The sequence below is a fragment of the Rhizobium mulingense genome (assembly GCF_029194105.1).
Classification (GTDB): Bacteria; Pseudomonadota; Alphaproteobacteria; order Rhizobiales; family Rhizobiaceae; genus Rhizobium; species Rhizobium mulingense.
In genome coordinates, this window is sequence record NZ_JARFVE010000005.1 from 192,004 (window position 1) to 214,596 (window position 22,593).

The 22,593-nt window shown below is 61.7% G+C and carries 19 protein-coding genes and 1 riboswitch; of the genes, 5 read left to right on the forward strand and 14 right to left on the reverse strand.

Annotation, left to right across the window (positions count from 1 at the left end; genetic code table 11):
- Positions 1-14: 14 nt before the first annotated feature.
- The 5 genes from nagA to metA form a co-directional block, all read right to left on the reverse strand.
- On the reverse strand, positions 15-1,166 hold the full coding sequence (gene nagA, locus PYR71_RS13570; protein WP_275619732.1) for an N-acetylglucosamine-6-phosphate deacetylase: 1,152 nt from the start codon (positions 1,164-1,166) through the stop codon (positions 15-17).
- Entirely contained in the window at positions 1,166-2,197 is a 1,032-nt protein-coding gene (locus PYR71_RS13575) for an SIS domain-containing protein (protein WP_275619733.1), read from the reverse strand. Before PYR71_RS13575 ends, nagA begins: the two co-directional genes overlap by 1 nt.
- Positions 2,194-2,967 carry a GntR family transcriptional regulator gene (locus tag PYR71_RS13580; RefSeq protein WP_275619734.1) on the reverse strand — a complete coding sequence of 258 codons (774 nt, stop codon included), beginning with the start codon at positions 2,965-2,967 and terminating at the stop codon, positions 2,194-2,196. The genes PYR71_RS13575 and PYR71_RS13580 overlap by 4 nt, the downstream gene beginning before the upstream one ends.
- 134 nt (positions 2,968-3,101) lie before the next feature.
- Positions 3,102-4,124, reverse strand: coding sequence for an aldose epimerase family protein (locus PYR71_RS13585; RefSeq protein WP_275619735.1), 1,023 nt, complete (start codon positions 4,122-4,124; stop codon positions 3,102-3,104).
- A gap of 113 nt (positions 4,125-4,237) precedes the next feature.
- Positions 4,238-5,161, reverse strand: a complete 924-nt coding sequence (gene metA / locus PYR71_RS13590) for a homoserine O-acetyltransferase MetA (RefSeq protein WP_064683908.1) — start codon at positions 5,159-5,161, stop codon at positions 4,238-4,240.
- Positions 5,162-5,210: 49 nt separating this feature from the next.
- Positions 5,211-5,288, reverse strand: a riboswitch (SAM riboswitch).
- Positions 5,289-5,444: 156 nt separating this feature from the next.
- Here metA and PYR71_RS13595 point away from each other — a divergent pair.
- Entirely contained in the window at positions 5,445-7,349 is a 1,905-nt protein-coding gene (locus tag PYR71_RS13595; RefSeq protein ID WP_275619736.1) for an ABC transporter ATP-binding protein/permease, read from the forward strand.
- A 10-nt stretch (positions 7,350-7,359) separates the two neighbouring features.
- On the opposite strand, the gene PYR71_RS13600 is transcribed toward PYR71_RS13595, so the two are convergent.
- From PYR71_RS13600 to PYR71_RS13610, 3 genes are read right to left on the reverse strand one after another with little or no spacing between them, the layout of a single operon-like run.
- Entirely contained in the window at positions 7,360-9,180 is a 1,821-nt protein-coding gene (locus tag PYR71_RS13600; protein ID WP_275619737.1) for an ABC-F family ATP-binding cassette domain-containing protein, read from the reverse strand.
- Positions 9,181-9,183: 3 nt separating this feature from the next.
- Complete coding sequence (locus tag PYR71_RS13605; protein WP_275619738.1) at positions 9,184-9,840, reverse strand: thiamine diphosphokinase; 657 nt, start codon at positions 9,838-9,840, stop codon at positions 9,184-9,186.
- 55 nt (positions 9,841-9,895) lie between these two features.
- Positions 9,896-10,420, reverse strand: coding sequence for a MarR family winged helix-turn-helix transcriptional regulator (locus PYR71_RS13610; RefSeq protein WP_275619739.1), 525 nt, complete (start codon positions 10,418-10,420; stop codon positions 9,896-9,898).
- 115 nt (positions 10,421-10,535) lie between these two features.
- Here PYR71_RS13610 and PYR71_RS13615 point away from each other — a divergent pair, with 115 nt between their 5' ends.
- Together PYR71_RS13615 and PYR71_RS13620 are read left to right on the forward strand one after the other, a co-directional pair.
- Entirely contained in the window at positions 10,536-12,074 is a 1,539-nt protein-coding gene (locus PYR71_RS13615) for an MDR family MFS transporter (RefSeq protein WP_275619740.1), read from the forward strand.
- 387 nt (positions 12,075-12,461) lie between these two features.
- Positions 12,462-14,006 carry a M48 family metalloprotease gene (locus PYR71_RS13620; RefSeq protein ID WP_275619741.1) on the forward strand — a complete coding sequence of 515 codons (1,545 nt, stop codon included), beginning with the start codon at positions 12,462-12,464 and terminating at the stop codon, positions 14,004-14,006.
- 104 nt (positions 14,007-14,110) lie between these two features.
- Here PYR71_RS13620 and PYR71_RS13625 read toward each other — a convergent pair whose 3' ends face one another.
- From PYR71_RS13625 to PYR71_RS13645, 5 genes are all read right to left on the reverse strand, one after another.
- Positions 14,111-14,974: an RNA polymerase factor sigma-32 gene (locus PYR71_RS13625; RefSeq protein WP_018244054.1), complete on the reverse strand. Its 864-nt coding sequence runs from the start codon at positions 14,972-14,974 to the stop codon at positions 14,111-14,113.
- Between the two features lie 372 nt (positions 14,975-15,346).
- Positions 15,347-15,919, reverse strand: coding sequence for a CarD family transcriptional regulator (locus PYR71_RS13630; RefSeq protein WP_011427211.1), 573 nt, complete (start codon positions 15,917-15,919; stop codon positions 15,347-15,349).
- Between the two features lie 393 nt (positions 15,920-16,312).
- Positions 16,313-16,651, reverse strand: coding sequence for a ferredoxin FdxA (fdxA, locus tag PYR71_RS13635; protein WP_183917542.1), 339 nt, complete (start codon positions 16,649-16,651; stop codon positions 16,313-16,315).
- Between the two features lie 193 nt (positions 16,652-16,844).
- Positions 16,845-17,249 carry an RNA-binding S4 domain-containing protein gene (locus tag PYR71_RS13640; protein ID WP_183917540.1) on the reverse strand — a complete coding sequence of 135 codons (405 nt, stop codon included), beginning with the start codon at positions 17,247-17,249 and terminating at the stop codon, positions 16,845-16,847.
- 2 nt (positions 17,250-17,251) lie between these two features.
- A complete protein-coding gene (locus PYR71_RS13645) occupies positions 17,252-20,434 on the reverse strand; it encodes a helicase-related protein (protein WP_275619742.1) in 3,183 nt (1,060 codons plus the stop codon).
- Between the two features lie 807 nt (positions 20,435-21,241).
- Between PYR71_RS13645 and PYR71_RS13650 the strand changes: the two genes are divergently transcribed.
- On the forward strand, positions 21,242-21,397 hold the full coding sequence (locus PYR71_RS13650; RefSeq protein WP_003543790.1) for a DUF3309 family protein: 156 nt from the start codon (positions 21,242-21,244) through the stop codon (positions 21,395-21,397).
- A 26-nt stretch (positions 21,398-21,423) separates the two neighbouring features.
- Positions 21,424-21,684 (forward strand): YMGG-like glycine zipper-containing protein, encoded by a 261-nt coding sequence (locus tag PYR71_RS13655; protein WP_009991900.1) that lies wholly within the window; start codon positions 21,424-21,426, stop codon positions 21,682-21,684.
- A 156-nt stretch (positions 21,685-21,840) separates the two neighbouring features.
- Here PYR71_RS13655 and PYR71_RS13660 read toward each other — a convergent pair whose 3' ends face one another.
- On the reverse strand, positions 21,841-22,566 hold the full coding sequence (locus PYR71_RS13660) for a beta-ketoacyl-ACP reductase (RefSeq protein ID WP_038691952.1): 726 nt from the start codon (positions 22,564-22,566) through the stop codon (positions 21,841-21,843).
- Between the last annotated feature and the right edge of the window lie 27 nt (positions 22,567-22,593).

Here is a 22,593-nt window from a genome sequence, read left to right on the forward strand (position 1 = left end):
ACGTCTCCTTGATGTCAGGACGCCTCGCCGGCGAGCCAGGTGGCGGTAACAGTCAGCTCATCGGTAAGATGGACGAGATCGGCGCGCGCGCCAGGCGAGAGATGGCCGCGATCGGCAAGCCTGAGGAAACGCGCGGGATAGAGGGTCGCCATGCGCAAGGCCTCAGCGAGCGTCAAGTCGAGATAAGCGACGCCGTAACGGATCGTCGAGATCATATCGACGTCGGAGCCGGCCAGCGTGCCGTCGGACAGCACCAGCTTCGAGCAAAAGCCGCCTTTTTCGCGCCGGACGGTGCGCCCGTTCAGCGTGAACGAATCCTTTTCCGATCCGACGAGCGACATCGCGTCGGTGACGAAAAACAGTTTGCCTTCGCCGCGTTTGGCGCGCAGCGCCGTGCGCAAAGCCTTCGGATCGACGTGATGGCCGTCGGCAATGATGCCGCACCATGTCGAGGGATGATCAATCGCCGCGCCGACGAGGCCGGGGGCCCGATGTCCCATCTGGCTCATCGCGTTGAAGAGATGCGTGACGCCGCGCGCCCCGGCATCGAAACGTTCCTCCGCCGCCTCGCTCGAACAATCGGAATGGCCGATGCTGACCGTGACGCCGGCTTCGGCAAGTTCGCGCACCTGGGCAACCGTCACCTGTTCGGCGGCAATAGTGACGAGCAGCGTGCCGATCGCCTCACGCGCCCGGATGAAGGCCTTGACGTCGCGGTCCTCCACCGGCCGCATCAATTCGGCCAGATGCGCGCCTTTGCGCGCCGGCGCCAGATGCGGGCCTTCGAGATGCAAGCCGGCGACGCCGCGGTGCCCTTTGACAGCCTCGATCGCGGCCTCGATCGCAGCGATGGAGGCCTCTGCCGTATCCGTGATCAGCGTCGGCAGCAGTGACGTCGTGCCATAGGGCCGATGCCCCTGTGCGATGATCTCCATCGAGGCGACTGATGGTTCGTCGTTCAGCATCCGTCCGCCGCCGCCGTTGACCTGCGCATCGATGAAGCCGGCCGAAAGCACGCCGCCGGCAAGCGTCACCGTCTCGCCGTCCGGCAGGTCGTTTGTCGCAACGATCGCTTCGACCCGGCCGTCGGCGACGATGAGCGCCTTGTCGTCATGAAAGCGCTCGCCGTCGAAAATACGGGCGCCGATGAAGATCTTGCGGGCCATCAGACCGTCTCCGTCACCTTGAGCAGGTTTGCCGGCTTGTCCGGATCGAAGCCCTTGCGGCGCGTCACCGACTCGATCAGCCGGTAATAGACGAGCAGCGACACCAGCGGATCGACGAGGCCGTTGCCCGTTGTCGGCACGCGCAGATTGATGCCGGAAAGCGGCTGCGTGGAGAAACCGACAGTGGTGGCGCCGAGCTTCTGCAGGCGCTCCAGCGCCTGGCTGTTATTGGCGAAGGCCGCGTCGTCGGGCGCAAAGGCGACGATCGGGAAACCCGGCTGCACAAGGCGCATCGGACCGTGCATCAGTTCCGCCAGCGAGAAAGCTTCTGCATGCAGGCCGGCGGTTTCCTTGGCCTTCAATGCCGCTTCAAGCGCGATCGCGAAAGCCGGGCCACGGCCGCCCGTATAGAGCGAGGTCGCATGGAAGAGCACCTCTTCGGCTGCCGCCGTATCGATCCCGGCGGTTGCCGAAAGCGCCTCCGGCAGCTTGGCGAGCGCTGTCTGCAGGTCGAACGCGCCGCCGATCGCAGCCGTGACGCCGGCAAGAGCGGCAACGGAAGCGATGAAGGACTTCGTTGCCGCAACGCTCCTTTCGGCGCCGGCATTCAGGCCGAGAACGATATCAGCCTGTTTCGCCAGCGGGCTGTCGGTGACGTTGACGACGGCGATCGTCGTCGCCCCGCCTTTCTTGGCCGCCTCCTGCAGCGCCACGATATCGGGGCTTGCACCCGATTGCGAGACGGTGAAATGCACGCCGCCCTTCAGATGGAGCGCGGCGCCGTAAACGGAAGCGATCGACGGACCGACGGACGCAACCGGAACGCCGCAGGTGATCTCGAAAAGATATTTGAAGAAGGTGGCGGCGTGATCCGAGGAACCGCGCGCCGCCGTCGTCACGACGCTCGGGCGGGCGGACGAAAACAGCCGGGCGATCTCGGCAAAGACCGGCTTTTCCTTTTCGAGAAGTGTGGCTACCACCTCCGGCGACTGGCCGGCTTCCTGCAGCATCAGCGACTGGTTCTCACTCATAGGTCATCTCCGATTCTCAATTCGGCAACGAAATCATAGGCATCGCCGCGATAGTGCGAGCGGGTGTATTCAACGACGCGCTGGTCTTCCAGGCGCGAGACGCGCTCGATCAGAAGCGCCGGCGCGCCTGATTTGACGTTCAGGATGGCGGCCGAGGACGGGTCGAGCGTGACCGCGGTCAGCCGCTGCAGCGCCCGCACCGGCCTGTGGCCGTTGGCCGCCAGCGCATCGTAAAGCGATCCTTCGCCGCCGGCATCGTCGCCCAGGAACTTGATCGGCACCACCGCGCGCTCGATCGCCAGCGGCAGGCCGTCGGCAAGACGCAAGCGGTCGAGCCGCAGAACCGGCTCGTCGCCACCGAGGCCGAGCAGGAAGGATTCCTCCGGTGACGGCCTGTTGACCGACCGCGACAAGATCCGTGCGGCCGGCAGCCGCCCGCGCGAGCGCATGTCGGCTGAGAAGGAGGAAAGCCGCCAGAGCGACTGTTCCATGCGCTCCACTCTGCTCGATACGAAAGTACCGCTTCCGTGCCGCGATTCCAGTACGCCCGACGCCATCAGATCGCGATAGGCGGTGCGCACGGTGACGCGGCCGAGCTTCAAGGCCTCGGCAAGGTCGCGCTCGCCCGGAAGCGCTGTGCCAGGCTTCAGCAGGCCTTCCTGCACAAGGCCGGTCAGGGCCAGCGCCAGCCGCTTGTAGAGCGGCCCGGTCAGGCCCGCGTCACGCAGACCGCGGCTATTCAGTTCCGCTATCAGACTGGTTCTATCCATGGGGTGGCAATAGAACCTATTTAGAACCAATCGGCAAGACGCAATCGGATGCCGATAGAAAAAACCCTCCCCGGTGCGTGTCCGGAGAGGGTTTCATAGCGCTCAAATTTGACACGTGTTCGTCCGGCCGACGCTCAGCTCTTGGTAAAAATATAATCCGTCTCCTGACGCAGCACTTCGCCGGGGCGCAGCACCGCATTCGGGAAACCTTGGTGATTGATGGCATCCGGCCAGACCTGCGTTTCCAGGCAGAAGCCTGCGAAGGGTCCGTATTTGCGCCCACCGAGGCCGGGCGCCCCGGTATTCAGCTTGAAACCGGCATAGAACTGCACGCCCGGCTCGGTGCTACGCACCTCAAGCGACACACCGGAATAAAGGCTGCGGGCGAGCGCGACGCTGCGCTTGGCGGTGCGTTCGGCTGACAGGCAGAAATTATGGTCGTAAAGCACCTGCTCGCTGCCGACGAAACGCTTCATCGGCGTCATTTCGCGCAGATCGAATTCCGTGCCGGCGACGGAACGAATCTCGCCGGTCGGCACCTGCCTCTCGTCGGTCGGCAGATAGTGGTCGGCGGCGATCATGATGTCGTGGCCGAGCGCATCCTCGCGGCCGTCGAGATTGAAATAGGCGTGCTGGCAGACATTGGCGAGCGTCGGCTGATCGCTGGTCGATTCGTAGGTCACCGACAGTTCGCCGTTGCCGTGCACCCAGAAGGTTGCCTGGATGGTGCAATTGCCGGGATAGCCGGCGCGGCCATCCGGATCGACGATCTTCAGCACCACGCGGTCGACGGCATGTTCGACGATCGTCCAGTTGCGTTTGGCGATATTGTCGCTGCCGCCATGCAGATGCGTGACGCCGTTTTCGTTCGGCTCGAGCTGATGGTCCTTGCCGTCGAGCGTGAATTTACCGCCGCCGATGCGATTGGCGCAGCGGCCTGGCGTCGCGCCGAAATAGGCGGAATAGAGCGGATAGCTGTCGAAATCCTCAAAGCCGAGCGAGAGCGGCGCATCATGTCCCTCAAGGCGCAGATCCTGGATGACCGCGCCCCAGCTGATGATCTTGGCCGTCAACCCGCCGCCCTTGATGACGATACGATAGACGGTTTCGCCCGCCTTCGTCTGCCCGAAAACTTCCCGCTCCAACTTCTCCGACATGATCGACATCCGTTCCGTTTTATCCTTGGGGTTCAGGATCGGAACCTGCCCGCATTTGCTTCAATCCGCAACCTGTCGGATCAGAAAGAATGCCGCGGCATCCGCTCATCCGCTCAGAGATCCATGCCGATCTCTTCGACATCATAAGGCGTCGTCTGGTAAATTTCGTTGATCCAGTTGCCGAACAGGAGATGTGCGTGGCTGCGCCAGCGGTTCTGCGGCGCAAGCGCCGGATCGTTATGCGGGAAGTAATTGTGCGGCATCTTGATCGGCACGCCGGCGTCGACATCACGGAAATACTCGTCCGAGAGCGAAGTGGAATCATATTCGACATGATTGAACATGTAGAGCCGCCGGCCCCTTTTCTCATGCACGAGGCAGACGCCCATCTCGCTCGATTCCATCAGAATTTCCAGGCTTTCGGATTTCTCGATATCAGCGCGCCGGACCTCCGTCCAGCGCGACACCGGCACCTCGAAATTATCGGAAAAGCCGTTGAGATAGATCGAGGAAGGCTTCAGGTTCCGGTGGCGGTAGACGCCGAAGGCCTTCTCCTTCAGCTCGTATTTCGGAACGCCGTGGAAATGATAGATCGCCGCCATCGCGCCCCAGCAGACGTTCATCGTCGAATGGACGTTGGTTTCGGTCCAGTCGAGAATCTCCTGCATCTCTTTCCAATAGGTGACGTCTTCATAGGGCAGGAGTTCGATCGGTGCGCCGGTGATGATGAAGCCGTCGAATTTGCGCTGCTTTACCTCTTCCCAGGTCTGGTAGAAGGCAAGCAGGTGATCTTCGGAGGTGTTCTTCGCCTTGTGCCCGCCGATGCGAATGAGCGACAGCTCCACCTGCAGCGGCGAGGCGCCGACCAGGCGGGCCATCTGCAATTCGGTCTTGATCTTGTTCGGCATGAGATTGAGCAGCCCGATCTGCAACGGGCGGATATCCTGTCGGATCGCCATTGTCTCGGTCATTACCCGTACACCCTCCTGGACGAGGGTTTCGAAAGCGGGCAGCGTATCGGGGATCTTGATGGGCATTGCGGTCACTCGATCAAAAATAAAAAACCGGCGGCGACAAAAAATCGCTACCGGTCCGCACGCGGCCCTTTAGCGAATTTTTTAACGTGGCTGCAAGCCGGCCGGCCAAATCACCACGGAATGCCTTAATTAGTCCCAGTTGCGCGACGAATCAACTGCCGAATGCATGCAGCGGCGACTCAGGCAAGCCTCATCACAGTTTAATGACTGATAGAATCTGTTGATAGACCGGTGACGCCACCATGTTAATAATGACAGTATGGGGCGGTGTTGGAAAAGCGTGATGGCAGATAAGACCAAGGGGAGGCCGGGTATTCGGAGGCAGGATGGAGTAGGTTATGATTTCAGCCTGGCATATCGCCTCGGGGTGATGTTCTCCGCATTCTGGAATTCTGAAGTGCGTGGCAAGGTGCTGTTTCTGGCGACCGTGCTGATCCTCGTCATCCTGGCGACGTCCTACGGCCAGGTCATCCTCAATGAGTGGAATGCCCCGTTCTACGACTCGCTGGAGCGCCGCGACCTCGGCGAATTTTTCCACCAGCTCGAAATCTTCGCGATGATCGCCGGCACGCTGCTGCTCCTCAACGTGCTGCAGGCCTGGCTGAACCAGATGACCGCGCTCTATATGCGCGAGGGCCTGTCGCGCGATCTCGTCGACCAGTGGCTGAAGCGCAAGCGGGCGCTGCGGCTCGCCTCCAGCGGCCTGATCGGCGTCAATCCGGATCAGCGGCTGCACGAGGATTCCCGCAATCTCGCCGAAAGCACGACGGGGCTTGTTCTCGGCCTGCTCCAATCGACCATTCTTCTGGTCAGCTTCATCGGCGTGCTCTGGCAACTTTCCAGTGGCTTCATCTTCCATATCAGCGGCCACAGCTTCTCCATTCCGGGCTACATGGTCTGGGCCGCAATCTTTTACGCCGCCTCCGCCTCGGTGCTGAGCCAGGTCGTCGGCCGCAAACTGGTGAAGCTCAATGCCGACCGCTTCTCGAAAGAGGCCGAGCTTCGCTTCACGCTGATGCATGCCAATGAAAACATGCCGGCGATCACCGTCGCCCGCGGCGAGGAGAACGAGCGCCGGCGCATCAACACCGACATCAGCTCGGTGCTGCGGGTCGTCAAGCGCCTCGCCATGGCCAATACCAACCTCACCTGGGTATCGGCCGGCTACGGCTGGCTGGTGATCGTCATTCCGATCATCGTTGCCGCACCTGCCTATTTCTCCGGCGGCCTGACCCTCGGCCAGCTGATGATGTCGGTCGGTGCCTTCAACCAGGTCAATACCGCGCTGCGGTGGTATGTCGCCAATTTCGGTCCCATCGCCGAATGGCGCGCCACGCTGATGCGCGTCACCGATTTCCGCCAGGCGCTGCTCGACATGGACGCGGACTACGACCTGAAGGACAGCATCGCTTACGAAAACACCGCACCCGACACACTGACGCTGAAGGATGTGGTGATCAACGCCAAGATCGGCGAAGACATCGACGAATGCGGCGGTTTCCGGCTGCGCGAAACCGATGTCGTGATCAAGGCCGGCGAGAAAGTCATGATCAACGGCGATCACAGCGTCAACCGCAAGCTGCTGTTTCAGGCCATGGCCGGCCTCTGGCCATGCGGCAGCGGTACGATGGGTCTGCCGCCGGTCGACGATATCCTGTTCGTGCCGCAGGTCGCCTATGTGCCGGGCGGCACGCTACGCGAGGCGCTGGCTTTCCCCGAAAGCCCCAATGCTTACGAGAAGGCCGCCGTCGAGGCCGCCCTCGACAAGGCCGGCCTGCATTCGCTGATCACAAGGCTCGATACCCGCGCCCGCTGGGACAAGCTGCTCGACAGCGACGAACAGAAGGCGATCGGCTTCGCCCGCCTGCTGCTCGTACGCCCGCGCTGGATCGTCTTCGACGAAGTGCTGGAAGGCATGGAGCCGGAGTGGCAGGCAACGATGGCAAAGCTGCTGACCGCCATGCCCGAAACCGGCATGATCTACATCGGCCGCTCCGAAGCCTACCTCGAGGCGCTGCAGCCGCGCGTCCTGCATCTGCAGGCGCTGCCTTCAAAATCCGAAGTTCCGCAGCCGCAGGTCGCTCAGACGGGCGCCAGCGCCAGTGCGGGCGCCGCTGCCGTCCCCGCTCCCAGCGCCTTGGGTCGCCCTCGCCGGACCACTGGTTACATGGATAAAGCGAGCGGCTGAGTTGTGAAACTCAGCCCTCCAGCTCTTCCCGCAGCATTTCGAGCTCCAGCCACTCCTCTTCCATGGCGGTCAGACCGGCGCGCAGTTTCTCCATCTCGGCTGCAAGCCGGTTAAAGGCTGCCGGATCACGCGTGAAGAGATTGGGATCTGCCATCACCTGTTCGCGCTTGGCGATCTCGGCTTCGGCTTTGGCCATCTCCTTCGGCAGGTTTTCCAGCGCGAATTTCTGCTTGAAGGAGAGCTTGCCCCTTGCGCTTCCCGCGGCAGCTGCCGTCTCCTGGGTTTTCGGCCTCTCCGCCGCCTTCTCAGCCCTTTTGCGCTCCTCGAGCGCGCCCTTTCGCTGGGCAAGCATATCCGAATAGCCGCCGGCATATTCGATCCAGCGGCCATCAGGCGCATCCGGCACTGCAGGGGCGATCGTCGAGGTCACGGTGCGGTCGAGGAAATCGCGGTCGTGGCTGACGAGAATGACGGTGCCGGGAAAGCCGGCGACCATTTCCTGCAAGAGGTCGAGTGTTTCGATATCGAGATCGTTGGTCGGCTCGTCGAGGATCAGAAGATTCGCCGGGCGCGAAAGAATGCGGGCCAGCATCAGTCGGGCGCGCTCGCCGCCGGAGAGGCTCCTGATCGGCGTCCGCGCCTGTTCCGGCTGAAACAGGAACTCCTTCATGTAACCAGTGACATGCCGCTGCTCGCCGTTGACGATCAGGTTTTCGCCGCGCCCGTCCGTCAGGTAGTTTGCAAGCGTATCCTCGGGATCGAGATCCTCGCGCTTCTGGTCGAGCGTCGCGACCTCCAGATTGGTGCCGAGCTTTATCGTGCCGCTATCCGGAGAAAGCTGCCCGGTCAGCATTTTCAACAATGTCGTCTTGCCGGCGCCGTTCGGGCCGACCAAGCCAATGCAATCGCCGCGATGCACGCGGATGGAGAAGGGCGTGACGATGGCGCGCTCGCCGAAACTCTTGGTGATCTTGTCGGCCTCGATCACCAGCTTGCCGGATTCCTGCGCGTCTGAAAGAGTCGCCTGCACCGTGCCCTGCGGTCCCTTATGGCCGCGATACTGCGAACGCATCGTCTGCAACTCGCCGAGCCGGCGCATATTGCGCTTGCGCCGCGCCGTGACGCCGTAGCGCAGCCAGTGCTCCTCGCGCTCGATCGCTTTGCCGAGCTTGTGCTGCTCCAACTCCTCGGCCTCCAGAACCTGGTCACGCCACGCTTCGAAATGCGCAAACCCCCTGTCGAGCCGGCGCGAGGTGCCGCGGTCGAGCCAGACGGTCGCGGTCGAAACCTTTTCCAGGAAACGCCGGTCGTGCGAGATCAGCACCAGGGCGCTGCGGCTCTTCTGCAACTCGCCTTCCAGCCATTCGATCGTCGGCAGATCGAGATGGTTGGTCGGCTCGTCGAGCAGGAGAATGTCAGGTTCCGGCGCCAGCACCCGCGCTAGGGCGGCACGCCGTGATTCACCGCCGGAAAGATTGCTCGGATTTTCTTCGCCGGTCAGCCCGAGATGCGACAGCAGATAGGTGACGCGATAAGGGTCGTCACCCGGCCCGAGCCCGGCTTCCGCATAAGCCTGCACCGTGCTGAAGCCGGCAAAATCCGGCGACTGTTCGAGATAACGCACCGTCGAAGAGGGATGGCGGAAGACCTCCCCCGACTGCGCCTCCACCAGGCCCGCGGCAATCTTAAGCAGCGTCGATTTTCCCGAGCCGTTGCGGCCGACGAGACAGATCTTGTCGCCGGGTTCGATCTGCAGCGAAGCACCCGCCAGAAGCGGCGCGCCGCCGAAGCTCAAAAAGATGTCGTCGAGTTTCAGAATGGGAGGGGCCAAAAATCAGACTCCGGAAAGATCGTAAGGTCGGGCAAGCACGATCGCCCGGCCGCTGCCGAGCGAAAAACGAACCTTGCCTTTCGCCACGTTGGAAATGGTGCGCGACGAGCCGAAAGGCAGATCGTAATCCGTGAGCGGATAACGCGCATTCTCAATCGAAAGGCCGGTCAGCGGGCTGAATCCGGGCACTGAAAACAGGCTGCCTGCGGGGAGATCGAGTTCGATCATGCCGGCAATCAACGGCACCGCCTCCTCCTTGCCCGAGGTCAGCAGCACATCGAAACCCTCTTCCGCCAGGCTCACGGCCGACAACAGATGCTGGAGCGCATGGTCGGAGCGTTCGCCGCCGAGCGCGCCTGCGAGGATCAGCCGCCGCGCACCGCGGGCGATCGCTTCCGATACGGCGATTTCGCCGTCCGTTGCTGCTTTTGCCGCCGGGTAGGGCTGTCTCGGCACATTGGGAAACGCCCCGTCGAGATCGGCCGGAGTCGAATCGAAATCGCCGACCCAGAGCTCCGGCGTCACGCCGAGTGCCGCCGCATGCCGCATGCCGCCATCGGCTGCGATGAAGCGGCTGCCGCCGATCGCACGGCGCAGGCGCTCCGTCAGGCTGAGTTCGCCGCCGAGCAGAATGGTGAAGGTGGATTGGCTCATGGGCATTGCCCTTAGCGCAAACGGGGGGTCGAGGGGAAGGGCCGAAGGATCGGGGATCACCTCAACCCGGCGTATCCTTGTCACGCGACAGGAAGATCGCCTCGTAACCGCCGATAAAACGATCGAACAGCGTCGCGAAACTTTCGACATCCTCTTCAGGCCAATCGGAGACGATCTGAGAGATGATTGCGAATTTCTGCGCGCGGATCTCTGCAAGCAGGGCCTCACCCGCCGCCGTCATGACGACGACGATCCGCCGCGCATCGGCTTGCGATGCCTCGCGGCGCAGCACGTTGCGTCCGACCATGTCGGCGACCACCCTGCTTGCCCGTGAGGGATCGATGCGCAGCATCTCCGCGATCAGGCCGACCGTGACCTCGCCGGCAGGCTGCGCCCTGCGCACGGCATCGAGCACATCGAGATGCGAAAGCTCGAGGCCCGGTGCGGCGCTTTGGATAGCCAACCGGCCGATCAGCCGCCGCCCTGTCAGCAGCCGCATGCGCGCCATGCTCCGGCCGATGAGGGGCACGTTGTCGTCCGGCTCGGCCGGGCTGTTGGACAGGATGCTGGTTAGAGTTTCATTCATGACGACACCATAACAGAGCGCAAGCGGAAACTGAATATGCCGACGTCAATAATGTGCTATTGACAACTATATGCTAACAGCACATAAAAAGCCGACCAATCGGAACGACGCATTCATGGACATGCAACTCGCGCCTGCGCCGCTGGTGACGGACCCTCGTCGCCGGCTTATCCTCTTCTTCTTCCTGATGACCGCCATGTTCATGGCGACGCTGGATAATCAGATAGTTTCCACGGCGCTGCCGACGATCGTCGGCGAATTCGGCCATCTCGAACGTTTCGGCTGGATCGGATCGGCCTATCTTCTGGCTCTCAGCGCCGTCATGCCGCTTTACGGCAAGCTCGGCGATCTCTTCGGCCGCAAATACGTGATGATGACGGCGATCGCAATCTTCACCGGCGGCTCTGCGGTCTGCGGCCTCGCCGTCTCGATGGATACGCTAATAGCCGCCCGCGTGCTACAAGGCCTCGGCGGCGGCGGCATCATGGTATCGATCTTTGCCGTCAACGCCGATCTGTTCGAGCCACGCGAGCGGGCGCGCTATCAGAGCTATTCCAGCCTGGTGCTGATGGCGTCGGGCGCGATCGGGCCAGTGCTCGGCGGTACGATGAGTGACCTCTTCGGCTGGCGCTCGATCTTCCTCGTCAACGTGCCGATCGGCTTCATCGCGCTGACCGGCCTCGCCTTCATGCTACCTTACCGCAAACCGCATCGCCGCCCCAAGATCGACTATGCCGGTGCGCTGCTGCTTGCGCTGACGACGACGAGCATCGTGCTCGCCACCGATAGCAGCGAACTGTTCGGCGCATTGATCTCGCCTGAGAGCATTGGCGTCGTCGCCTTCGGCATCGTTTGCGCCGTCGCCTGGGTTTTCGTCGAACGCCGCGCATTGGAGCCGATCCTGCCGCTGCAGCTCTTCCGCAATTCGACCTTCAGCCTGCTGCTGATCATCTCGATCATGGGCGGCGCCATTGCCATCGGCATGGTCAATTACTTCGCTCTCTTCCTGCAGACGACGACGGGTCTTTCGCCATCCGCCGCCGGCCTTCTGTTCATCCTTCTCACGGGCGGTCTCGTGTGCGGATCGCTATCGGCAGGCCGCATCATTTCCAGAACGGGGCGCTACAAACCCTTCGCCATCGCCAGTTTCACCTGTAGCGCCGTCGCCTTCGCGCTGATGTCGCAGATCCAGGCCGGAACGCCAATCGTCTTCATCGGGGCGATTATGCTGCTGCACGGAATCGGGATCGGCCTTGCCCAGCAGGTTCCCGTTATCGGCGTGCAGAATGCCGCGCCGGCCCGCGACGTCGGCGCCGCGACCGGCTCGGTGACGCTCTCGCGCATGGGCGGCGCTTCGATCGCCATTTCCATCTACGGCGCCATCATCGCCTCTGGTCTCGGCAAGGCCGGCATTCCCATTGCCGGGGTTGCCGATATCGAACAGCTGACGCCGAAGATGATGGCCGCGCTTCCCGAAGCCAGCCGCCAGGCCGTCGCGGATCTCTATGCCGCCGCCTTCTCGCCGCTGTTCGTGACCTCCTGCGCCATTGCCCTGATCGGCCTTGCCGCCGCTGTGATGGTGAAGCCCGTGCAGCTGCCGCGCGCCGGTGAGACGAAGCAACTGCAACCGGCAAGGGCGGAAGCGGCGGAATAGCTCGATGGCAAAATCGGAACGCTTCACATCAGGCGTCCCGTCCTGAGAATCACGATCAGGAGTTGTTGTTTTCGTGCGCTGTTTCTGTTTCTGCGGCGATTGCCTCAATCACTCCGTTCTTTTTCCGTGGCGCCGACAAATCTGCGCCGCGTGACGGAACTTTCGCCATAATTTCATCCGAGCGAAGGGAGACCTCAAGGCTGAGGCATTGCCAAAATGCAACGGCGCAACAATTAAACAGAGTCTCGCTATGCAACCGATGCGTAAATCAGCTACAGCAATGACTTGTATCGGCCTATTGTGCAGCGCGAGATCAGGGGTGCACACCTGTTGAGTTCCCCTTGCCAAGGCCGGTCCCGATTTGCGGCAAACCGGCAAAGCAGCGAGATGATGCGGAGAACCAGACTGGACAGCTTGACGACGTGGAAATCACCCGCGCTTTCCAGTGATGCCATCTCCGCGCCGCGCCGTTTCGCGCGTCACCTGATGTTGCTGTCAGCCATCGCAATGGCGCTGAACGGGTGTCAATCGCTGATAGAACAATCCTATCAGCCGAGCATCTCGCCGTCTTCCAATCCGCAGATCGTTGACGAGGTGCAGAAAAACGACCCGCGTGCAGCGATGGGCGCACGCGAACATCCGCGCATCGTGGCAAGCTACGGCGGCGAATATAAGGATGCCAAGACCGAGCGTCTCGTCGCCCGCATCGCCGGCGCGCTCACGGCGGTGTCGGAAAATCCGAGCCAGTCCTACCGCATCACCATCTTGAACTCGCCGGCTATCAACGCCTTCGCGCTGCCGGGCGGTTATCTCTACGTTACGCGCGGCCTGCTCGCCCTTGCCAATGACGCCTCGGAGGTCGCCGCCGTGCTGTCGCATGAGATGGGCCATGTGACGGCGAACCACGGCATCGAGCGGCAGAAGCGCGAAGAGGCGGAGGTCATCGCCAGCCGCGTCGTCGCCGAGGTCCTTTCCAGCGATATCGCCGGCAAACAGGCGTTGGCCCGCGGCAAGCTGCGGCTGGCCGCCTTCTCCCGCCAGCAGGAGCTGCAGGCCGATGTCATCGGCGTGCGCATGCTTGGCGAAGCCGGTTACGATCCCTATGCGGCCGCCCGCTTCCTCGATTCCATGGCGGCCTACAGCCGCTTCATGTCGGTCGATCCGGAAGCCGACCAGAGCCTCGACTTCCTGTCGAGCCACCCGAATTCCGCCCAGCGCATCGAGCTTGCCCGCACCCATGCGCGGGCCTTCGGCCAGGAAGGTTCGGTCGGCGACAAGGGCCGCGATTATTATCTCGACGGCATAGACGGCCTGCTCTACGGCGACAGCCCGGAAGAAGGCTATGTGCGCGGTCAGACCTTCCTGCACGGCGGTCTCGGCATCCGCTTCGACGTGCCGCCGGACTTTCACATCGATAACAAGGTCGAGGCGGTGATGGCCACCGGCCCGAGCGACATCGCCGTCCGTTTCGATGGCGTCGCCGACAACCAGAACCAGAGCCTTACCAACTATATCTCCAGCGGCTGGGTGACCGGTCTCGATCCGTCGACCATCCAGCAGATCACCGTCAATGGCATGGAAGCTGCCACCGCACGCGCCAGCGCCGATCGCTGGGATTTCGATGTCACCGTGATCCGCAACAATGCGCAGATCTTCCGTTTCCTCACCGCGGTGCCGAAAGGCAGCGAGGCCCTGGAGCCGACGGCCAATGTTCTGCGGGCGAGTTTCCGGCGCATGACGCCGGCGGAAGCGGCCTCGCTGAAGCCGATGCGCATCCGTGTCGTCACGGTGCGGCCGGGCGAGAACATCTCGACGCTTGCCGCCCGGATGATGGGCACCGACCGCAAGCTCGATCTCTTCAAACTCATCAACGCCCTGCCCATGGGCGCGGCCGTTTCACCCGGCGATCGCGTCAAGATCATTGCCGAGTAAAAAAAGCCCGGCTTGCGCCGGGCCAGTCTGTGCTGCTGGAGGGGAACGAGGTTTACGGCGCGCGTCTTTTCAAACGCGCAAAGGATGCTGTAAGCACTCTCGGGCTACGCGTAGGCCGCCATATGCGGGTCGGCGCTGACCAGCGCACTGCGAAGCTTTTCCATCGCCCGGCTTTCGATCTGCCGCACACGCTCTTTGGAAATGCCGAGATCGGCGCCGAGTTCTTCGAGCGTGGCGCCATCTTCGGCAAGTCGCCGGGCGCTGATGATCTTCATCTCGCGTTCGTTGAGATGTTTCAGCGCCGAGGCGAGCCAGACGCGGCGGCGCTCGCCGTCGATCATGTTGGAAACCTGTTCGTCCGGCAACGGATCGTCGCTGACGAGAAAATCCATCTTCTCCGCACTCTCGGCATCGCCGGAGACCGAGGGCGCCTGCAGCGAAGCGTCGTTGCCGGAAAGTCTGGCATCCATGGTCTGAACGTCGGCAAGGCTGACGCCGAGGGCGGCGGCGATTTCCTGATGAATCGATTGCAGCGTCAGTTGCGTGTCGCCCTTGGCGAGCTTGGCGCGCAGGCGACGCAGATTGAAGAACAGCGCCTTCTGCGCCGAACTCGTGCCGCCGCGCACGATCGACCAGTTGCGCAGGATATAGTCCTGGATCGACGCCCTGATCCACCAGCTGGCATAGGTCGAAAAGCGCACATCACGTTCCGGTTCGAAACGCGCGGCCGCTTCCAGCAGTCCGACATAGCCCTCCTGCACGAGGTCGCTCATCGGCAGGCCGAAATTGCGGAACTTGCCGGCCATGGAGATCACCAGGCGCATATGCGCCATGGCGATTTGGTTGCGCGCACCGCGATCGTCGTGATCTTTCCAGCGTGTGGCGAGATCGTGCTCTTCCTGACGGGCGAGATAGGGGGCGGCCATCGCGATTTTGATCATGCGCCGATCTGCAGACATGTTCTTCATTTCGATCTCCCGAAACAGGCCTTCGCCCTCAAAATGAACAATAAAACTCACGTTCCGGAACATCGCTGTCCGGACTGAATGGGGTTCTGAATGCAAAAGGCCTCACCCCTGGACTTTTCAGGGAGAAGCCCTAATTCTCATCATGTGCCGCTGAGACGGCTGGGCGGACCTGTTTCTTCCCGTTGCCGGATGGGCAATATTGAAAAGGCATGATCCGCTCCTCATCGAACATGACGGAATAGCAGTTCGCCCGACGAGCATCGCCCGACGAGCAGTCCGCAATTACGTGTGATAAACGCGGCAGTCGCGAAAAAGTTCCAATAAAAAAACCCGGCTCGATGGCCGGGTTTTTTTAGGAAAAAGAAAGTCGCGTTATGCGGCTTCGTCCTGCGAGTCGTCTTCTTCGATGGCCTTGCCGCGCTTCGGACCCTTGTTGAGATTGGTCTCGACGAGGCGGACGGCCTCGGTTTCCGACATCTTGTTGACAGCGGCGATCTCTCGCGCCATGCGATCGAGGGCAGCCTCGTAGAGCTGGCGCTCGGAATAGGACTGCTCGGGCTGATTCTCCGCACGATAGAGATCACGCACGACTTCAGCGATGGAAATCAGATCACCGGAATTGATCTTGGCATCATATTCCTGGGCGCGGCGGGACCACATGGTGCGCTTGACGCGCGCCTTGCCCTGCACGACCTTCAATGCACGATCGACGAAATCCGTTTCCGAAAGCTTGCGCATGCCGATGCTCATAGCCTTGGCGACCGGAACCTTCAGGCGCATCTTGTCCTTTTCGAAATCGATAACGAAAAGTTCGAGCTTCATGCCGGCAACTTCTTGCTCTTCAATAGCGGTGATGGTACCGACGCCGTGAGCGGGGTAGACGATCGATTCACCGGTCTTGAAGCCGTGACGTGCTGTAGAAGGTTTTTTCTGCTGAGTCGTCATTCTATCCAAAAACTCCCTGTTACGCTTCCGGCGGCGGCCGGAGCCGGGTCAGTCAGGCCCGGTTGAGACGGTTGCATCCGTCGGGTGACTTCACTCTGGTCCCATCAGGCAAAAACAAGGACTTCTTGCGCGCGATCTGGGGGATCCCACGCTCAAAGCGTTGATATGTCACGGAAACCGCGTACGGATCGGTTTTGCTTTCGTGATGGTTTTGGGCATGCGTCATGCCACAAATGGAACAGTAGGCGAAACCTATCATAAAAATATGAGGAAATCAATAATTTGGTTCGCCTGAGTCATGCGGGCAACACACATCACCCATATGCGACACGCAGGATTTAAAACGTTTCATCGCGTAAACGCCCAAATCCGGCGGTCGATCGGCCAGCCGTGCTAATCGCCGGCCCCGGGCTTTTCGGAGAAATACTTCTCGAATTTTCCGGTCTGGCCGTCCATCTCCTTGGCCTCCGGCAGCGGATCCTTCTTGACCGTGATATTCGGCCAGATACTGGCATATTCGGTGTTGATCTTCAGCCACTTGTCGAGGCCCGGCTCGGTATCCGGCTTGATCGCCTCGGCGGGACATTCGGGTTCGCAGACGCCGCAATCGATGCATTCGTCGGGATGGATGACGAGGAAATTCTCGCCTTCATAGAAGCAGTCGACGGGGCAGACTTCTACGCAATCGGTGTATTTGCACTTGATGCAATTGTCGGTCACGACATAGGTCATGAAGAACTCCAGGATTCCATGCGGATGGGGCCGGGCAACCTGGAACGTCGCGCCTATCCCCGTGCCGGACGAAAAGCGTGGACAGGCTTGGGAGGCAAGCACGCTTCCGGCAGGTTGTCAGTGACCTATCGGCTTTATCGCCGGATTTCAAGGATAAACGATCTGCAAAAGCCGCCGCCGCAGACAGAGTTTTCTAATCCTCGTCCGACATCAGCCTGTCAATTGCGCGTCTTTCCTTTTTAGTCGGACGGCCGGTCCCGGTCGCCCGGATCGCCTGCTCGTAGGGGGTGAGGCGTTTTGCCTCATCTGGCGGCGGGGATTGGTCATCATAGAGGAGGCGGGCCTCCTCATAGGGACCCCGCCGCTCCCCGGCGAGGCGTACGATGAGAACGATGTCACGCCGTTCCAGCGTCAATTCGATGCGGTCGCCCGGCTTGACCATCTGACTCGGATGGCTGCAACGCTCGCCGTTGATGCGCACGTGCCCCGACTGGACATGGCTCTGCGCCAGCGAACGCGACTTCACCATGCGCGTGAAGAACAGCCACTTGTCGATGCGCTGGCGCGAACCGCTTGTCGGCTGTGTCTCCCCGCCCATGACTACTTCTTCATCTGTTCCTTGAGAGCTGCGAGCTTGGCGAAGGGAGAATCCGGATCGATCGGCTTCTCCTTGCGCGGCGGCTTGGCCTCGAAGCGCAGCGGCTGGGCTCCGCGATTGTTGTTGCGGTCGTTACGGTCATTGCGATCATTGCGATCGCCACGATCCTGCCGGTCGCCGCGCGGCTGGTCCTTGCGCTCGCCGCCCCTTGCCTGCTGCGGCCGGCCATCGCGACCGCTGTCCTTGCCGCGGTTGTTGCGGTTGTTGTCGCGTCCGTCGCCGCGATTGCCCTCGCCGCCTTCACCGCCGCCCGGACGGCGATTGCGCTCGCCGCGGTCCTGGTTCTGGCCCCGATCGTGGCCCTGGCCACCGCGGCGTTCGCCATGACCACGCGCCTGGCGATGATTATCATTGCGGCCGCCGAGGCGCCACAGAAGAACCGGCTTCGGTTCCGCCGGTTCGCCAGCCTCCCCGATAGCAACGGTCGCGTCGCCGGCAGCCGAAGCCTCCGCCGAGGCGGATGTTTCGGCCGCAGGGGTGCTTTGGAGTGCTTCTGCCGCGGGCGCGTCGGCTGCGGCCGAGGCCGCCGGAGATGGCTCGGAAGCAGCCTCTTCCGCCACCGCGTCGGCGTCGTCATGATCGGCCTTTTCCACCGTCTCGTCCGCGGAGGTTTCCGCAGCGGCGGCAGGCGCCGAAGCGGCGTCCTGCGCGGCAAGATGAGCTGAGGCCTCTTCCGCCTTCACGGCATCGGCGCGATAGCCGAGACCCTTGAGGATTTCTTCCATGTCCTCGAGCGTCGCGCCGAGGATCGACAGCATCGCCGTCGTCGTCGTGAAGCGGCGGCCGTCATAGGCGCCCTCCGGACGGTTGTTCTGACCGGGCTTCCACTGCAGCAGCGGACGGATGATGTCGGCAAGCCGCTCAAGAATGTCGATGCGCACGGCGCGCTTGCCGAGGAAACGGAAGCCGGCGAGCTTGTAGAACATCCGCTCGTAGCTCGGATCGGTCACGACGGAGGTACGGCCGGCGGCCAGCACGGGAATGAGGTCACCGTAACCCGGCTTGTCGAGACCGTCGTTCTTCAACGCCCAGAGCACCGTGATCAATTCGGCCGGCGCCGGCTTCAGCAGTGCCGGCACGAAGATGTGATAAGCGCCGAAACGCACGCCGTAGCGGCGCATGGAGGCGCGGGCCTCCTGATCCAGCGACTTCACCTCCTCGGTCACGTCGCGACGGAAGAGCACGCCGAGATTTTCGACGAGCTGGAAGGCCAGCCCCTTGGCCAGCCCCTGCAGGTCCTCAGCGCGCGACAGATCGTCGAGCGGCTTCAGCACCGTGCTGATGTGATGATTGACGAAGCGCTCGATGCGGGCGGCGACGTGATCGCGGGCATTGCCCGTCAACTGTTCGTCGGCCAGCAGGATCACCCGCGGGCGCATGACGTGATCGCTGCCCGAAAGCCGCGCCACCGGGTCGCCGAGCCAGCGGATCAACCCGTCCGAGCCGATCGCCAGATCGCTATTGCCGGCGGCATGCATCCGCGCCGCTCTGGCTTCGAATTCGAGCGCGAGCGCCTTCTGTGACGCAGCCTGAACCGCCTTGGCATCCGGTCCGTCCGTTCCCGCCACCGGCGTGAAACGGAATCCGCTTAACTGCCCTACATGATGTCCTTCAACGAAGACATCGCCATTCACACTGATTTCAGCTTCCAGCATCGCATTCTCTCTCAGGCGCTTCATGAGCACAGATGTCCTGCGATCAACAAAGCGTTTCGTCAACCTTTCATGTAACGCATCGGACAATCGATCTTCGATTTCCCGCGTCTTTTCCTGCCAATGTGTCGGATCAGCCAGCCAACCGGGCCGATTCGAAACATAGGTCCAGGTCCTTATCTGCGCGATTCGCGCCGAAAGCGTGTCAATTTCCCCATCTGTCCGGTCGGAGCGATGAACCTGCTCCGCCAGAAACTGCTCGTTCACCGTGCCATAGCGGACGAGATCGGAAAAGAGGGTCGAGATAAGATCGGCATGTTGTGCCGGAGTGATACGCCGGTAGTCGGGAAGTGCGCAAGCCTCCCAGAGTTTTTCGACGCGGGCCGGCCGATCGGCGAGATCGATGACCTCCGGATAGCGCGAAAGCTGTTCCAGCGCCTGTTGGTCGACCGCGGGCAGTGCTCGCGTCAGCCCTGCCACGCGCGGTCCCGCCTCGAGGCTGGCGCGCAGCGCGTTGATCGAGGAGAAGTCCATCTCGGTCGTGCGCCATTGCAAAACCTTGACGTTGTCGAATTCGTGACCCTCGATGCGCTGCACAAGCTCTTCGTCGAAGGGCGAGACCTGGCCGGTGACGCCGAAGGTTCCGTCGCGCACATGCCGCCCGGCGCGGCCGGCGATCTGGCCGAGTTCACCCGGATTGAGGTTGCGGAACTGGTACCCGTCGAATTTTCGGTCCTGGGCGAAGGCAACGTGATCGACATCGAGGTTCAGTCCCATGCCGATCGCATCGGTCGCCACCAGATATTCGACGTCGCCCGCCTGGTAAAGCGCCACCTGCGCATTGCGGGTGCGCGGGCTGAGCGCCCCCAGCACGACAGCCGCGCCGCCGCGCTGCCGGCGGATGAGCTCGGCGATGGCATAGACCTCGTCGGCCGAAAAGGCGACGATTGCGGAGCGCTGAGGCAGCCGGGTGATCTTTTTCTGTCCGGCGTAGAAAAGGTGCGAAAGCCGCGGCCGCTCGACGATGGTAATACCGGGCAGGAGCTGCTGCAGGATCGGCCGCATCGTTGCCGCGCCGAGCAGTAGCGTTTCCTCGCGACCGCGCAGATGCAGGATTCGGTCGGTGAAGATATGGCCGCGCTCGAGATCGCCGGCAAGCTGCACCTCGTCGATCGCGACAAAGGCGGCCTTGGTCTCACGCGGCATCGCTTCGACGGTACAGACCGAAAAACGTGCATTGACGGGCGAAATCTTTTCCTCACCGGTGACCAGCGCCACGTTCTGCACACCGACCTTCTCCACCACCCGCGTATAGACCTCGCGCGCCAGCAGCCGGAGCGGAAGGCCGATCACACCGGTCCCGTGTGCGACCATGCGCTCGATAGCATAATGGGTCTTGCCGGTATTGGTTGGTCCGAGCATCGCGGTCACACCGCGCCCGCTCAGAATCATCGGCTGCGAAGTCAGAGTCATCGTCCATGCAATTGAGGCAGGCGGCCCCAGGAAAACTGTCGCCTCGCGACGGAGGCACAGAACACATGGACAGCTATCGCCGCAAACGCAAGGGCAGATTTTAAAATGCTTCCGCAATTACGACCTTTGCGAGTCATCGGGAGCGCCCGCATTTCAGATTCGGAACAGCCTGAGAACGAATCAGCGACGAATCGCTGACTCCCGCTGATTCAGCTTTTGTTCACGGCTAAGTATTGATTTTGAATCACTTTTTCCTACTAGATGCTGAATCGCGAGAATCTGTCCCTTCGCATTTCCGTCGCCTTGCCGGCGGTCTGTCGCGCGCTTTTTGCCGGTCGAAAATTCCACCCCACATTAATTTCTCGACCAAATCCGGAACGAAGCGGAGACGAATCGCCGACCGAACCGCTTTCACCTTTCGTTCACGGCAAGATCTGGTGGCGCCGCCGCCACCCGCCGCTAGATGCAGGCAGGCGACAGATCCTCGCATCTGATGCTTCGGACAGGCGTTAACCTTTCGACCACGAAATTCACACAGTCTACACCCGGGAAACCGCTTGTGCGATCGGTCGATCAAAAACGGAACGAATCACCGACGAATCGGCGACATAGCGACTTTTCCGCTTTGTTCGCCGCAACATATTGTATTTAAACATCTTTTTAACCATATTGACAATTTACCGGGGAACACGGATCGCAAACCATGAATCTCCTCGCACCACAATTCGCGCGCTCAACCGGGAACAAAAATCGCCAATGCGTGTTTCTTGTCCATTCAGATTGCGGATGAAATGAAGGAAACACACCATGCTTGGCACGATACTTCTCGTTATCCTCATTCTGCTCTTGATCGGAGCCTTGCCGAATTGGGGTTATAGCCGTGGCTGGGGCTATGGACCTTCCGGCGGTTTGGGGCTAGTTCTCGTCATTATCATTATCCTTGTACTAATGGGCCGCATCTAAAGCCCGACAACCTGGGGAGTTACGACATGATGAAGAAGATTGTTCTCATTGGCGCGCTCGTGGGCGCTCTCGCATCCTGCACGGCGACCGAGCAGGGCACGGCGATCGGCGCCGGCACCGGTGCGGTTATCGGCGGCGCCGTTACCAATAGCTGGGGTGGTGCCGCTGTCGGCGCCGTTGCCGGCGGTCTGACCGGCGCTCTGATCGGCCAGTCGGTTGAACGCCGCGGCTACTGCATCTATCGCGACCGCTACGGCCGCCGCTACGAGGCCCGTTGCCGCTACTGATCGACAAACGCATATCGGACTTCCCAACGGGCGCTTCGGCGCCCGTTTTTCTTTGCTCGCCGTGGCCGTCAGCGCCAACGGTGGCATGCCGGGACAGAAAAGGAGCGCATCCAGCCGGATGCGCTCCCTTTTCGATCCACGTGATCGGAGAATGGGCTAGACGAAGAACTGCCCGCCATTGGCCGTCAGCGTCGAACCGGTGATGAAGCCGGCATCATCGGAGACGAGGAAGGTGACGCAACGGGCAATCTCTTCCGGCTCGCCGAGACGGCCGACGGGAATTTGGGGAATGATCCGTTCGTTCAGCACTTTCTCCGGCACGGCAAGCACCATTTCCGTGCCGATGTAACCGGGGCAGATGGCGTTGACCGTAATGTTTTTCGCCGCGCCTTCCTGCGCAAGCGCCTTGGTGAAACCGAGATCGCCGGCCTTGGCGGCCGAATAGTTCGCCTGGCCCATTTGGCCCTTCTGGCCGTTGATCGAGGAGATGTTGACGATGCGCCCGAAGCTGCGGTCGCGCATGCCGGTCCAGACCTGATGCGTCATGTTGAACAGGCCGGTGAGATTGGTATTGATCACCTCGTGCCACTGCTGCGGCGTCATCTTGTGGAACATTGCATCGCGGGTGATGCCGGCATTGTTGACGAGAATCTCGACCGGTCCAATCTCGCTTTCAACCGTGGCGATCCCTTCACCGCAGGCGGCGTAGTCCGAAACGTCCCACTTGAATACGGCAACGCCGGTGACCTCGTGGAAGGCTCTGGCCTTCTCGTCATTGCCGGCATAAGTCGCCGCAACCCTGTATCCGGCGTTTTTCAGCGCCATTGATATGGCCGCGCCGATGCCGCGTGTACCTCCGGTGACCAGAGCCACTCTACTCATGTTCCGCTCCCTTTGTATTTTCGCCCG